The organism is Rathayibacter sp. AY1C5 (assembly GCF_002931705.1).
In the GTDB taxonomy this organism is placed as follows: domain Bacteria; phylum Actinomycetota; class Actinomycetes; order Actinomycetales; family Microbacteriaceae; genus Rathayibacter.
Genome location: NZ_PSWD01000003.1, coordinates 226,119 through 238,887 on the forward strand (window position 1 = coordinate 226,119; position 12,769 = coordinate 238,887).

Genomic DNA, 12,769 nt, shown 5'->3' on the forward strand with positions numbered 1-12,769 from the left:
CCCTACCGTCGAGAGGACAGACATCGGACGTCCGCACCCGGATCCGCCCGGCTACCCCGGAAAGGCAACCAGTCATGTTCTTCCACCGTCAGGAACTCCAGTTCACGTCCACGCCCTCGAAGCCCGACGCAGTCTTCGCCCGCCGCTTCCAGGAGGTGCTCGGCGGCCAGTACGGCGAGATCACCGTGGCGATGCAGTACGGCTTCCAGGCCTGGAACGCCCACGACCCGGGCAAGTACCGGGACCTGCTCTTCGGCATCGGCGCCGAGGAGTTCGGCCACGTCGAGATGATCGCCGTGATGATCGCCCAGCTGCTCGAGAAGGCCCCGGTCGAGCAGTCCGAGGACGCGATGAAGAAGGACCCCGTGCTCGCGGCGGTCATCGGCGGCTCCGACGTGCAGCACGCCATCGTGGCCGGCGCCGGCGCGCGCCCCGTCGACAGCATGGGCAACCCGTGGCAGGGCTCCTACATCACCGCCAGCGGCAACCTGCTGGCCGACTTCACCGCCAACGCGAACGCGGAGATGCAGGGCCGGCTCCAGGTCGCCCGGCTCTACCACATGACCGACGACCACGGCGTGCGCGACCTCCTGTCGTTCCTCCTGGCTCGCGACACCATGCACCAGAACCAGTGGATCGCGGCAGCCGCCGAGCTGCGCGCGGAGGGCCGGGAGGACCTGCCCGTGCCCTCGAACTTCCCGATCTCGAAGGAGGAGCGCTCCGTGTCGTACGAGTACATCAACTTCTCGGACGGAGCAGCGGCCTCCGAGGGCAGCTGGGCCTCGGGCCCGACCCCGGACGGCAAGGGAGAGTTCAGCTACCGCGTCGCGGAGCCCGGCGGCAACGTCCCGATGCCCCCGCCCACGCAGCCGGACGAGCGCCTCTACGGCACCGACCCGAAGCCGAACATCGTCGAGAAGGCAGTGGGGGCCGTCAAGGACGCGGTGACGGGCAAGTGAGCGCCGCAAGGGTCCTCGGGGCGCTCGGCGCCTCCGCCCTGACGATCGGCCTGCTGGCCGGCTGCACCGGCGACGCCCAGACGCCGTACCAGTCGGGGAGCGCGGTGCCCACCAGCGCCGACGACGGATCGTCGCAGACGCCCACTAACGCGCCCTCGCAGTCCGCTCCGTCCGAGTCCGCCACCCCGGCGACCTGATCCCGCGCCCTCGGCCGGCCGGCCCCGGTCGAGGGCGCGAATCATCGCAGTCCAGCGGGCACCCGGGCAAGCCCCTTCCCGCTCCCAGGAAGCGGGCAGTTCCCGGTCCTACGGTCGTGCCAACGATCAGCGAAGGAGGCACCACCATGGGGCTCGATGACAAGATCAAGAACGCCGCTCAGGACATCGCCGGCAAAGCGAAGGAAGCCCTGGGCGACCACAAGAACGACGACAGCCTGAAGGCCGAAGGCCAGAAGGACCAGGCCGCGGCCTCGGCCAAGAAGGCCGGCGAGGACGTCAAGGACGTCTTCAAGTAGGTCTCGGCAATACCGCGAAGGCGGCGCTCCCCTCGGGGGGCGCCGCCTTCGCTGTTCCCCGGCTAGGGGTGCAGGACGACCTTGATGCAGCCGTCCTCCTTCTTCTGGAAGGTCTCGTAGAGGGCCGGAGCGTCCTCGAGCGGCGCCCGGTGGGTCACGAGGTCCATCACGCCGAGCGGATCGGAGGAGTCCTCCACCAGCGGCAGCAGGTCGTCGATCCAGCGCTTCACGTTGCACTGGCCCATCCGCACCGTCACCTGCTTGTCGAACATCGACTTCAGCGGCATCGGGTCGGCCTCTCCGCCGTAGACCCCGCTCAGCGAGACGGTGCCGCCGCGGCGGACCAGGTCGAGGGACGCGTGGACCGCGGCGAGGCGGTCGACGCCGACCGTGTCCATCGCCTTGCGGGCGATCGGGTCGGGCAGGAGCCCCGCCATCGACTGAGCGAACGAGCCGACCGGCGAGCCGTGCGCCTCCATGCCGACCGCGTCGACGACGGAGTCGGGGCCGCGCCCGTCCGTGAGGTCGCGCAGCTGCGCGGCGATGTCGTCGGACAGGTCGAACGTCTCCACGCCGTACCGCTCGGCCATCGCGCGCCGCTCGGCGACGGGCTCCACGGCGAGGACGCGGTAGCCGCGGTGGGCGCCGATCCGCGCCGCGAACTGGCCGACCGGGCCGAGTCCGAAGACGACCAGGGTCCCTCCGTCGGGCACCTGCGCGTACTCCACGCCCTGCCACGCGGTGGGCACGATGTCGCTGAGGAAGAGGTAGCGCTCGTCCGGCAGGTCCGTGCCGACGACGATCGTGTTGTAGTCGGCCAGCGGCACGCGGAGCAGCTCGGCCTGCCCTCCGGGGACCTGGCCGTACATCTTCGTGTAGCCGAAGAGCGCCGCCCCCGAGCCGTACTCGGTGACCTGCGTCGTCTCGCACTGCGACTGCAGCCCTCGGCGGCACATGAAGCACTCGCCGCAGGCGATGTTGAAGGGCACGACGACGCGGTCGCCGGGCTTCAGGGTGGTGACTCCGGAGCCCACCTCCTCGACGACGCCCATGGGCTCGTGGCCGAGCACGTCCCCGCGGTCGATGTAGGGCCCGAGGAGGCGGTAGAGGTGCAGGTCGGAGCCGCAGATCGCGGTCGAGGTGATCCGGACGATCGCGTCGGTCGGCTGCTGGATGCGGGGGTCGGGGACGGTCTCGACCGAGACCTTCTCGATGCCCTGCCAGGTGAGTGCTCGCATGCTCGTGTCCGTTCTCCGGCTCGCGCCGGTCGGGGTCGGTGTCCCTCCACCGCACACCCGGAGGGCGCCGAGGGGGAGGGGCTTGACGCTCCCCGGAGCGTTCCCGAGGGGGATTCCCGGGAGAACGCACGGACGTGCATCCCGCGTTCACCCGACTCACGGCGGCCGAGTGGTGGGATGGGGGGATGGATGCTCTCTACACCGCCATCGCCCACGCCTCCGGTGGAGGACGCGACGGCCACGTCCGCACCGAGGACGACCGTCTCGACCTCGACACCCGCGCCCCGCAGGAGCTCGGCGGCTCCGGCGAGGGGACCAACCCCGAGCAGCTGTTCGCGGCCGGCTACTCCGCCTGCTTCCTCAGCGCCCTGCACGGAGCCGGTCGCCAGCTGAAGATCGACACGACCGACGCGGCCGTCTCGGCCAGCGTCTCGATCGGGAAGAACGACTCCGACGGCTTCGGCCTCTCGGTCGAGCTCGACGTCTACGTGCCGAAGGCGAGCTCCGAGGACGCGCAGAAGGTCGCCGACGCGGCGCATCAGCTCTGCCCGTACTCCAACGCCACCCGCGGCAACATCCCCGTGCAGATCAACCTGGTCGACTGACCGGGCCCTCTCGACGGCCCCTCCCGGACTCCGGGCAGGGGCCGTCGTCGTGTCCGGGGGCGGTCCGTTAGGGTCGGGGCATGACCGAGGAGCTGTCGCACGAGGAGCCGTCGCACGAGGAGTCCCTGGCGCGGGCCGAGCTCGTGCAGATCCGTCAGAGCATCGACAACATCGACGCGGCGCTGATCCACCTGCTCGCCGAGCGCTTCAAGTTCACGCAGAAGGTCGGCCGGCTGAAGGCCGCGCACGGGCTGCCCGCCGCGGACCTCGAGCGCGAGGCCCGCCAGATCGCGCGGCTGCGGGCGCTCGCCGAGGAGTCGCACCTCGACCCGGCATTCGCCGAGAAGTTCCTCGGGTTCATCGTCGCCGAGGTCATCCACCACCACCAGCGCATCGCCGACGGCGCCGAGGACTGAGGCTCAGCCCTCGATCCGCAGCAGCCCCGCCGTGCGCTCGCGCAGCACGCCGAGCAGCAGCGGGTAGTCGGGGAAGAGCTGGTCGCGCCGCAGCGTCGGCACCCGCAGCCCGAGGGGGACCTCCGTGATGCGGCCGTTCGTCTCGGTGAGGGTCAGGCGGAGGCTATGGCTCCCCGTCGGGCTCGAGGCGACGACCGAGCGCAGAGCCTCGAGCGGGAAGATCAGCCCGTCGATCTGGATGGCCGACTCCGACACCACGATCGAGCCCGGCAGCCCGGGCCGCAGCGCCAGCCGCGCCGCGACCAGCCCGAGCGGGAGGGAGAGCGCCACGAAGACCGCCCCCAGCGCGATCTGCGCGCGGTCGCCCGACGGGGATCCCGCGAGGGCGACGGCCAGGACGCCGGCGGCGAACGCCTCCGTGGCGACGACGACCAGGGCGACCGCCCGGCGCTGGAGCGGAGCGCGGTGCGGCCGGAAGCGGACGGCCGAGGCGGGCCCGGCCAGAGCGGGCGGCAGGGCGTCGCGGACGCGGGCGGCGGCGCCGATGTCGGCGAGCAGGGCGGCGAGGTCCTCCGGGCGGAAGTGGCCGCAGCGCACCTCGACTCCGTCGCCGCGGCACCACGCGACGAAGCCGTCGCCGTCGGCGGACTCGAGGAAGCGGACCGACCGGCGGGGCCACTGCTCGCGGCGGCGGCGGCCGCGCATCAGCACGACCTGCGTCTCGGTCGTCATCACGCGGGTGGGGGAGACGACGAAGAGCGAGACCGCCGAGGCCAGTCCGATGACGACGGTGAGGGCGAGGAGCCCGAGCGCGAGCACCGACTCGTCGAGGACACCGCGGCGGTCCGCGAGGACGGCGAACGGGATGAGCACGGCCGCGAGGCCGGCGCCGAGGAGCCGCAGGAGGAGGGCGCGGAGGCGTCGCAGGACCGACGGGCCGTACACCCGTCGCGTCCGGATCGCCATCGGTTCCGACTCCATCGCGTCAGGCTAGCCCCGGCCGGGGCCGGTCGCCCGGAGAGGCGCGGCGGTGGCGCGATCCTCGCGCCACCCGTCCCCGGTTCGGGGGAGGAGTGGCGCGAGGCGCGGCCTACGCCTCCGCGGTGCGGTGCAGGGCGCGGACCGAGACGACCCGGCGACGGGCGATCGCGGCGACGGTGAGCAGCAGGCCGAACAGCAGCCAGATCACCAGGCCGACGACGGCGCCGGCCGTGCCGTCGGTGCCCTCGACCACTCCGGACAGCGCGTTCTGCGCCGCCGAGAGCGGCAGGAACCCGAGCACGTCGTCGAACAGCCCGGGGACCGTCGAGATGATGCCCGCGCCGAGCGCGATCACCGCCGCGACCATCGCGAGGAAGCGGCCGATCCCTCCGAGCAGGGCGACCAGCCCCTGGTTCACCGCGGCGAACGAGGCGCCGGTGAGCATCGCCAGGAGGGCGAAGCCGACCCAGCGGCCCGGCTCCAGGCCCGCGACCCCGCTCATCACGATCGCGACCGCGAGTCCCTGCACCACGCCGATCACGAGCGCAGGCACGTAGGAGGAGAGGGCGAGCGCCGCGGAGGAGCGGGTCGAGGAGAGTGCACGGTGCGAGAACGCCGCGAGCACCAGGAACGTCGCGAGGGCGCCCAGCCAGAGGGCGATCGTCGCGAAGAACGGGACGCTGGAGGCTCCGAACAGGTCGGTCGCGCTGCTCGCGTTCTCGACCGGGTCCGAGACGACGTCGGCGAGGTTCGTCGACTCCGACTCGGTGTAGGTCGGGAGCTGCGCGACCGCGGCGTCGAGGCCGGTCGCGAGCGTGCGGGTGCCGTCGGCGAGCTGCACGGCGCCGTCCGAGACCCCGCTCGCGCCGTCGGCGAGCTGGTCGGCTCCGTCGGCGGCGGAGGAGGCTCCCGCGGCGAGGTCGGCGGCGCCGCCCGCGGCCGTGGTCGCGCCGGTCGCGAGGTCGCGGGCACCGGCCGCGGCGGTGGTGGCGCCGGTCGCGAGCTGCGCCGACCCGGCCGCCGTGGTGTCGAGGCCGTCGGCGAGCTGGGACGCTCCGCCCGCGGCGTCGTCCGCGCCGTCGGCGAGCTGCGTCAGGCCGCCGGACAGCTGTCCGATGCCCCCCGAGAGAGTGCGCGCGCCGGTGGCGGACTGCCCGACCGCGTCGATCAGCGAGGGCTGCCCGTCGCCGCCGAGGCGGATGCCCGCGTCGATCCCGGCGACGGCTCCCGCGGTCGTCGTGGCGAGGGTGGTCGCGCCGGTGGGTCCGTCCGCCGAGGCGATGACGGCGCGCGCGGCGAGGCACTGCGTCGTCTCGCAGCCCTCGAGCGCGGCGCTGAGCGCCTCGAAGGTCCCCGCAGTGGCGGCGGCGGCGCCGGCGCTGAGGGCGGCGACCTGCTGGGTCCCGTCGCCGGTCCTCACCACTCCCTCCCTCAGCTGGTCGAGCCCGTCGGCCAGGTCGGAGGCGCCGCCCTGCAGCGCGGTCGCCCCGGTCGCCGAGTCGCGGGCGCCCGTCGCGAGCTGTCCCACTCCGCCGGAGAGGCCGCGCGCACCGGTGGCCAGCTGCGCGACCCCGCCGGAGAGGTCGGAGGCTCCGGTGCCCAGCTGTCCCACGCCGTCGGCGAGGGACGAGGCTCCGGTGCCGATCTGCCCGACGCCGTCGGAGAGCGAGGAGGCGCCGCTGGCGAGCTCGTCGATCCCGTCGGCGAGGCTGCTGGTGCCGTCGGCGAGGGTGGAGGCGCCGGTGCCGAGCTGGTCGGCGCCGTCGGCGAGCGTGCCCGCGCCCTCGGCCGCCTGGCCGATCTGCTCGTTGAGGGTGTTGAAGCCGACGTAGACGTTCTCGAGGTAGGCCGTGGTCAGCTGCGTGTTGAGCAGCGAGGTGGCGGTGCTGGTCACCGTGGCCGAGATGGCGTCGTCGACGAGCTTGGCCTTCTCGCTGGTGGCGATGTCGATGGTCGCCTTCGTCGCCTCCGCGGCGTCGCCGGAGTACGAGGTGGCGGCGGCGGAGAAGGAGGAGGGGATCGTCACGACGGTCGCGTAGCTGCCGTCGGCGAGGCCCTTGGCGGCGTCGTCCTTGTCCGTGAGGACCCAGGTGAAGTTGCCCGTCGAGTCCGAGCCGGAGACGTTGGGCACCGGGGTCGTGCTCGCGGACGGCGTCGCGCTCGCCGAGGGGGTGGAGGAGGGGGCGTCCGAGCTCGCGGAGTCGGTGCCGCCCGTCACCAGGCCGGCCGCGAGCTGGCGCCCGAGCGGCACGGTCTGCCCGTTGATCTCGACCGGGGTGTCCTCGTTGACCACGGCGGCTGTGATCGTGTCGAGGCGCTCGGTCGGGTTCCAGAGCGCCCACACCAGGAGGCCGCCGATGACGAGGGGGACCAGGACGATCCCGAGAAGGGTCAGCCAGGACACCTTCTTGACGCCGCGGGGGCGTTCGAGGGAGAGGAGAGCCATCTGTCAGAGGACCTTTGCGATCGCGCGGCGCTCGGCCGCGGGCGAGACCGCGAGCACGCCGCGGTCGGAGGGGAGGAGGTCGTCGAGCGCCTCGGCGTCGACGGAGGAGGCGACCACGGTGAACGCGTCGTCGGCGGCGCGGGCGGCGTCGAGCTCGGCCCGGATCGCGCCGCGCAGCTGCGGGTCGGTGACCGTGTCGAGGTCGTCGAGCACCAGGATCGGCGGAGCCGACTCCAGGGCCGACCGGACGTCGGCGACGGGGTCGGCGGCTCCGGCGAGGCGCACCAGCCCGACCCGGCCGCGCACGGCGGCGGAGCGGATCGGCACGACCAGGCCCGCGACCTTCAGGCGCCCGGAGTCGGGGGCGAGCCGACCGGCGATGCTCAGCAGCAGCGCGGTGCGGCCGGAGCGGTGCGGCCCGTGGACCACGAGGGAGGAGCCGGGAGCGACCCGCAGCGAGACGCCGCTGTAGACGGGACCGTCGGGTCCGTCGAGGCGGAGGTCCTCGGCCGCGATCACGTCCGTGGATCCGGGCTCCGGCCAGTCGGCCAGCGCGAGCTCCTTCGTGAGGCCCTCGCCCTCGACGTCGAAGGACGGGAGGATGCGGTCGAGCCAGCGCGGCATGTGCCAGGCGCGGTCGCCGAGCAGGTGCAGCACGGCGGGCACCAGCGTCATCCGCACGATGAACGCGTCGACGAAGACGCCCACGGCGAGCCCGAGCGCGATCGGCTTGATGTTGGTGTCCCCCTCCGGCACGAAGGCGGCGAAGACCGAGAACATGATGACCGCGGCGGCCGTGACCACCTTGGCCGAGCCGACGAAGCCCGACTCGACAGCGGCGCGCGCCGGCCTCCCGTGCACGTAGTCCTCGCGCATCCGCGAGACCAGGAACACCTCGTAGTCCATCGCGAGGCCGAAGAGCACGCCCATCAGGATGATCGGCATGAAGCTGATAATCGGGCCCGTCTTGTCGACGTGCAGAGCGTCCGAGAACCATCCCCACTCGAACACCGCCGCCACGGCGCCGAAGGACGCACCGACCGACAGCAGGTAGCCCAGCGTCGCCTTGATCGGCACCCAGAGCGAGCGGAACACCATCGTCAGCAGCACCAGCGACAGGCCCACGACGAGCAGGCCGAACGGCAGCAGGGCCTTGGCGAGAGTGTCCGAGATGTCGATCCCGACCGCGGTCTGGCCGGTCACTGCGAGGTCGACGCCGTACTCCTGCTGGAAGTAGTCGTGCTTGTCGCGGATCTCGGCGACCAGCGCCTTGGTGGCCTCGGAGTCGGGGCCGCCCTCGGGAATGACCTGGATGATGCCGGTGTCGGCGGTCTCGTTGGGCGTCGCGAGCGGCACCGAGGCGACTCCGTCGAGCTTCTCGATCTCGCCCTTGAGGTCGTCCATCAGGCCGAGCGGATCGGTCGAGCCGATGATCGTGCCGGTGACGATGAGCGGGCCGTTGTAGCCGGCGCCGAAGTTCTCGGCGAGCAGGTCGTAGGTGGTGCGCGCGGGAGTGCCCTCGGCCTGGTAGCCGGCGTCCGGCAGGGCGAGGCGGAGGCTGAGCGCCGGGATGCTCGCGACGCCGAGCACGCCGATCACCGCGATGATCGTCACGATCGGGGAGCGCGTGACGACCCGGACCCAGCCGCGGAAGAACCCGCGCGGGACCTCGGCGTGCACGTGGCCGCCGGGGGAGGCGGTCGCCGCCTCCTCGTGCGCCTCGGTGTCGACGTGGGTGCCCGCGGCGGCGGCCTTCGCGGCCTTCTTCTTCGCGCGGCGCTCCTTCGGGCGCAGCCGCGCGCCGGCGAAGCCGAGGAGGGCGGGGGTCAGGGTGAGCGCGATGACCACGGCGATCGCGACTCCGCCCGCCGCTGCGACGCCCATCGTGGTGAGGAACGGGATGCCCGCGACCGAGAGGCCGACGAGCGCGATGATCACGGTCAGGCCCGCGAAGACGACGGCGGAGCCCGCGGTCGCGGTCGCCCGCGCGGTCGACTCCTCCGGGTCCATGCCCTGCTTCAGCTGGTCCTGGTGGCGGCTGATGATGAAGAGGGCGTAGTCGATCCCGACCGCCAGGCCCAGCATCAGCGCCAGGAGCGGCGTGGTCGAGGAGATCGAGGCGAAGCGGGTGGCGATGAAGATGGCCGACATCGAGAGGGCGACGCCGAGCAGTGCGGTGACCAGCGGCATGCCGGCGGCCAGGAACGAGCCGAAGGTGAGCACGAGGACGACGAGGGCGACCACGAGGCCGATCGCCTCCGTGATGGTCACGCCGGGGAGGTTCTGGGCGAAGAGATCGCCGCCGAGCGAGACCACGGAGCCGGCGGGCAGCGCGTCCTGGAGGGTCGTCGCCTCGGCCTTCAGCGCGTCGCGGCTCTCGGGGCTCGTGGTGGTGGCGGAGCCGTCCATCTGCGCGGTGATGACGAGGGCGTTCCCAGCGTCGGAGATCGTGCCGGACACGCTGTCGGAGTAGGGGTCCGTGACGGCCGCGACCTCGTTGACGTCGCCGAGCGCGGCGACCGCGTCGCTGACGGGGCCCTTCACGTCGGCGTCCTGGACGCTGCCTCCGTCGGGCGCGACGACCACGTACCGCGCGGACGTGCCGCTGACCTGGGGGAAGGTGCGCTCGAGCTGGTCGAGGGCGGTCTGCGACTGCGTGCCCGGGATGGAGAACGTGTTGTCGGTGCCCTGGTTGAGCAGCAGCGCTCCTCCTCCGCCCGCCACCACGATCAGCAGCCACAGGACGGCGACGAGGCGGTGGGCGCGGTACACGCGACGACCGAGACGGTAGAGCAGCGACGACACGCGGTCTCCTGACGATGGGTGGGGAGGGTGGCGATACGTCTCTGTACCAGGGCGGAGCCGGGCTCCGATACACGAGCGTATCCGATACAGGACCGTATTCGATACGTGAATGTATCGGATAAGGTGAACGGCGTCGAAGGTGTTGACAGGGCGGGCAGGAGGCTGGTGATGACGGCGATCGACTCCACCCCTCCCGAGACCTCCCGCCGAGGCCGCACCCGCGAGCGCCTGCTCGACGCGGCCTACGACGTCTTCGCCGAGACCGGCGTGCACAGCGCGTCCGTCGAGCAGATCTGCGAGCGCGCCGGGTTCTCGCGCGGCGCCTTCTACTCCAACTTCTCCACCAAGGAGGAGCTGTTCTTCGCGCTCATGGAGCGGGAGAACGGCGCCCGGGTGACCGCCCTCGTCGAGCAGATGGACCGTACGATCCCGCGCGTCGTCTCGGCCGACGAGCCGCTGACGGCCGAGACGCTGGCCGTGGTCATCCTCGACTTCCTCCAGGGTCCTGCCACCGACAACCGCCGCTGGTGCGTGGTCGAGTCGGAGTTCGAGCTGCTCGCGCTCCGCGACCCGCGGATCGCTCCGCAGTACCGCGACTTCCGCGCCGGCTTCGACGCCTCGCTCGTGCAGATCGTGCACGGGGCGCTGCGCCAGGTGCGCCGCGAGTTCTCCCTCGAGCCCACGACCGCCGTGCGCCTGCTGGTGGCGGGCTACGACGACGCGGTCAAGCAGTCGATCCTCGAGGACGAGTCGGAGCCCGAGTCGCTCGAGCGCCTGCGGGCGACGCTGACGGCGATCGTCCTCGCGATCTCGTCCGCCGACGCCTGAGCCGGGCCGGCTCTCGCGACGGCGGCCGCCGTACCCGCCGGCCGAGTCCGCACCCGGCGGCCGAGCGGCCGCTGGGGAGTGCCGGGTCCGGTCCCCGCTCCTCCGCCCGCGCGACGAGGATGGACCCATGGAACTGCGTCAGCTCGAACACTTCCTCGCCGTCGCGAAGGAGCAGCACTTCACCCGCGCCGCGAGCGCCCTGCAGATCTCGCAGTCGGGCCTCTCGGCGTCGATCCGTGCGCTCGAGAGCGAGCTGGGCAGCCCCCTCTTCACCCGCAGCACGCGCCGGGTCGAGCTGACGCCGGCCGGCCGGGCGATGCTCGCGGAGTCGGAGCGCTCGGTCGCCAGCGCGCTCGCCGCCCGCGACGCGGTGCTCGCCGTGCAGGGGGTGCTCCGCGGGAGCCTCGCGGTCGGCACGGAGGAGTGCCTCGGCGGCGTGCACCTGCCGCGCGAGCTCGCGACCTTCCGCGAGCAGCACCCGGGAGTCGCGCTCCGGCTGATCCACGAGGGGTCCGGCACGCTGCTCGACTCCGTCGCCGCCGGCCGCCTCGACCTGGCGCTGGTCGCCGACATCGGAGCCGTGCCGGGCGGCGTGCGGACGATGCCGCTGGCGAGCGAGGGCTTCGCGGTGCTCGTGCGCCCGGGTCACCCGCTCGCGAGCCGCGTCGGCTGCCGCATCCCGGACCTGGCGGGCGAGACGATCGTGGGGCTGCAGGAGCACTGGGCGGCGAGTCACCTCGCGGCGCGGGCGTTCGCGGCGCACGGTCTCGCGTTCGAGGTCGAGCTCGAGGTGAACGACGTGCACACGCTGCTCGACCTGGTCGAGTACGGCATGGGGATCGCGGTCGTGCCGGCGCACTTCGCCGAGAAGCGCCCGGCCGGGCTGCGGGCGGTGGCGCTCGCCGATCCGCTCCTGGTGTGGCGGACGATGGTGGCGGTGCCGGAACGGCCGAGCGCCGCGGCCCGCGCGTTCGTCTCGGCCCTCCCGCAGCCGCTGCAGGACGCGGTCTGAGTCGGATCGCGCTCGCAATGGAGGAGGGACCAGCGCCGAGATCCCGCGATCCGCGCCGGACCGGTGCCTCGACCGGATCCCTCCTCCGTCATGAACGGGCTCAGTCGAGCGAGGCCAGCTCCTCGGGCGTGAGCTCCAGGTCGGCCGCCGTCGCGGAGTCGCGGATGCTCTCGGGGCGGGAGGCGCCCGGGATCGGCAGCACGACCGGGGCCTTCGCCAGCTCCCAGGCGAGGCAGACGACCTGCGGCGTCACGCCGCGGGCCTCGGCGACCGCCGCGAACGCGGAGTAGCGCGAGCCGAGCTCGCCCGCCGAGGAGATGCCGCCGAGCGGGCTCCACGGCAGGAACGCAAGTCCCAGCTCGGCGCAGAGCTCGAGCTCCGGCTCGCTGGAGCGGAACGACGGCGAGAACTGGTTCTGCACCGAGACCAGGCGCTCGCCGAGGATGCCGTGCGCCTCGCGGATCTGGTCAGGGTCGGCGTTAGAGATGCCCGCTCGGAGGACGACGCCCTCGTCGAGCAGCTCGGCCAGCGCTCCGATCGAGTCGGCGTAGGGGACCGCCGGGTCGGGCCGGTGGTACTGGTAGAGGCCGATCGCGTCGACGCCGAGGCGCTTCGCGGACGCGCGGGCCGCCTCCTTGAGGTACTCGGGGCGGCCGTCCTGGTCCCAGGGGCCGGGCTCGCGCCGCAGGTGGCCGCCCTTGGTGGCGACGAGCACGGCGGAGGTGTCGCCGCCGTAGCTGCGCAGCGCCTCCGCGATCAGCAGCTCGTTGTGGCCGAGGTCGTCCTGGGTGGCGAGGTGGTAGGCGTCGGCCGTGTCGATCAGGGTCACGCCGGCGTCGAGGGCGGCGTGGATCGTGGCGATCGAGCGCTCGCGGTCCGGGCGGCCCTCGATCGACATCGGCATGCCGCCGAGTCCGATCGCGCCGACCTGGAGGTCGCCGAGAGTGCGCTGCTTCATGAATGCT

The 12,769-nt window shown here is 72.9% G+C and carries 12 protein-coding genes; 7 read left to right on the forward strand and 5 right to left on the reverse strand.

Annotation, left to right across the window (positions count from 1 at the left end; translation table 11 throughout):
* Positions 1–74: 74 nt before the first annotated feature.
* The 3 genes from C5C57_RS04690 to C5C57_RS04700 all read left to right on the forward strand — a co-directional run bounded on the left by C5C57_RS04690 (position 75) and on the right by C5C57_RS04700 (position 1,473).
* A complete protein-coding gene (locus C5C57_RS04690; RefSeq protein WP_104222765.1) occupies positions 75–959 on the forward strand; it encodes a manganese catalase family protein in 885 nt (294 codons plus the stop codon).
* On the forward strand, positions 956–1,156 hold the full coding sequence (locus C5C57_RS04695; protein ID WP_104222764.1) for a hypothetical protein: 201 nt from the start codon (positions 956–958) through the stop codon (positions 1,154–1,156). The genes C5C57_RS04690 and C5C57_RS04695 overlap by 4 nt, the downstream gene beginning before the upstream one ends.
* 146 nt (positions 1,157–1,302) lie before the next feature.
* Positions 1,303–1,473, forward strand: coding sequence for a CsbD family protein (locus C5C57_RS04700; RefSeq protein ID WP_104222763.1), 171 nt, complete (start codon positions 1,303–1,305; stop codon positions 1,471–1,473).
* A gap of 62 nt (positions 1,474–1,535) precedes the next feature.
* Here the strand turns inward: C5C57_RS04700 and C5C57_RS04705 are convergent, their stop codons facing one another.
* Positions 1,536–2,711: a zinc-dependent alcohol dehydrogenase gene (locus tag C5C57_RS04705; protein WP_104247475.1), complete on the reverse strand. Its 1,176-nt coding sequence runs from the start codon at positions 2,709–2,711 to the stop codon at positions 1,536–1,538.
* A 185-nt stretch (positions 2,712–2,896) separates the two neighbouring features.
* Here C5C57_RS04705 and C5C57_RS04710 point away from each other — a divergent pair, with 185 nt between their 5' ends.
* Positions 2,897–3,316 (forward strand): organic hydroperoxide resistance protein, encoded by a 420-nt coding sequence (locus C5C57_RS04710; protein ID WP_104222761.1) that lies wholly within the window; start codon positions 2,897–2,899, stop codon positions 3,314–3,316.
* A gap of 80 nt (positions 3,317–3,396) precedes the next feature.
* The gene (locus tag C5C57_RS04715; protein WP_104222760.1) at positions 3,397–3,732 is read left to right on the forward strand and encodes a chorismate mutase; all 336 of its coding nucleotides are present in this window, start codon (positions 3,397–3,399) and stop codon (positions 3,730–3,732) included.
* Between the two features lie 3 nt (positions 3,733–3,735).
* Here the strand turns inward: C5C57_RS04715 and C5C57_RS04720 are convergent, their stop codons facing one another.
* The 3 genes from C5C57_RS04720 to C5C57_RS04730 form a co-directional block, all read right to left on the reverse strand.
* The gene (locus tag C5C57_RS04720) at positions 3,736–4,713 is read right to left on the reverse strand and encodes a hypothetical protein (RefSeq protein WP_146082354.1); all 978 of its coding nucleotides are present in this window, start codon (positions 4,711–4,713) and stop codon (positions 3,736–3,738) included.
* 109 nt (positions 4,714–4,822) lie between these two features.
* A complete protein-coding gene (locus tag C5C57_RS04725; protein ID WP_104297356.1) occupies positions 4,823–7,159 on the reverse strand; it encodes a YhgE/Pip domain-containing protein in 2,337 nt (778 codons plus the stop codon).
* A 3-nt stretch (positions 7,160–7,162) separates the two neighbouring features.
* Complete coding sequence (locus C5C57_RS04730) at positions 7,163–9,964, reverse strand: MMPL family transporter (RefSeq protein WP_104297357.1); 2,802 nt, start codon at positions 9,962–9,964, stop codon at positions 7,163–7,165.
* A 168-nt stretch (positions 9,965–10,132) separates the two neighbouring features.
* Here C5C57_RS04730 and C5C57_RS04735 point away from each other — a divergent pair, with 168 nt between their 5' ends.
* Positions 10,133–10,792, forward strand: coding sequence for a TetR/AcrR family transcriptional regulator (locus tag C5C57_RS04735; RefSeq protein WP_104225692.1), 660 nt, complete (start codon positions 10,133–10,135; stop codon positions 10,790–10,792).
* A gap of 127 nt (positions 10,793–10,919) precedes the next feature.
* Positions 10,920–11,804 (forward strand): LysR family transcriptional regulator, encoded by an 885-nt coding sequence (locus C5C57_RS04740; RefSeq protein WP_104222755.1) that lies wholly within the window; start codon positions 10,920–10,922, stop codon positions 11,802–11,804.
* A gap of 100 nt (positions 11,805–11,904) precedes the next feature.
* Here C5C57_RS04740 and C5C57_RS04745 read toward each other — a convergent pair whose 3' ends face one another.
* Complete coding sequence (locus tag C5C57_RS04745) at positions 11,905–12,762, reverse strand: aldo/keto reductase (protein WP_104239446.1); 858 nt, start codon at positions 12,760–12,762, stop codon at positions 11,905–11,907.
* Positions 12,763–12,769: the final 7 nt, after the last annotated feature.

Coding starts and splice junctions, on each gene's coding strand:
- C5C57_RS04740 (WP_104222755.1), top strand. CDS start 10,920: ATGGAACTGCGTCAGCTCGAACACTTCCTCGCCGTCGCGAAGGAGCAG.
- C5C57_RS04700 (WP_104222763.1), top strand. CDS start 1,303: ATGGGGCTCGATGACAAGATCAAGAACGCCGCTCAGGACATCGCCGGC.
- C5C57_RS04745 (WP_104239446.1), bottom strand. CDS start 12,762: ATGAAGCAGCGCACTCTCGGCGACCTCCAGGTCGGCGCGATCGGACTC.
- C5C57_RS04690 (WP_104222765.1), top strand. CDS start 75: ATGTTCTTCCACCGTCAGGAACTCCAGTTCACGTCCACGCCCTCGAAG.
- C5C57_RS04725 (WP_104297356.1), bottom strand. CDS start 7,159: ATGGCTCTCCTCTCCCTCGAACGCCCCCGCGGCGTCAAGAAGGTGTCC.
- C5C57_RS04735 (WP_104225692.1), top strand. CDS start 10,133: ATGACGGCGATCGACTCCACCCCTCCCGAGACCTCCCGCCGAGGCCGC.
- C5C57_RS04715 (WP_104222760.1), top strand. CDS start 3,397: ATGACCGAGGAGCTGTCGCACGAGGAGCCGTCGCACGAGGAGTCCCTG.
- C5C57_RS04710 (WP_104222761.1), top strand. CDS start 2,897: ATGGATGCTCTCTACACCGCCATCGCCCACGCCTCCGGTGGAGGACGC.
- C5C57_RS04705 (WP_104247475.1), bottom strand. CDS start 2,711: ATGCGAGCACTCACCTGGCAGGGCATCGAGAAGGTCTCGGTCGAGACC.
- C5C57_RS04720 (WP_146082354.1), bottom strand. CDS start 4,713: ATGGAGTCGGAACCGATGGCGATCCGGACGCGACGGGTGTACGGCCCG.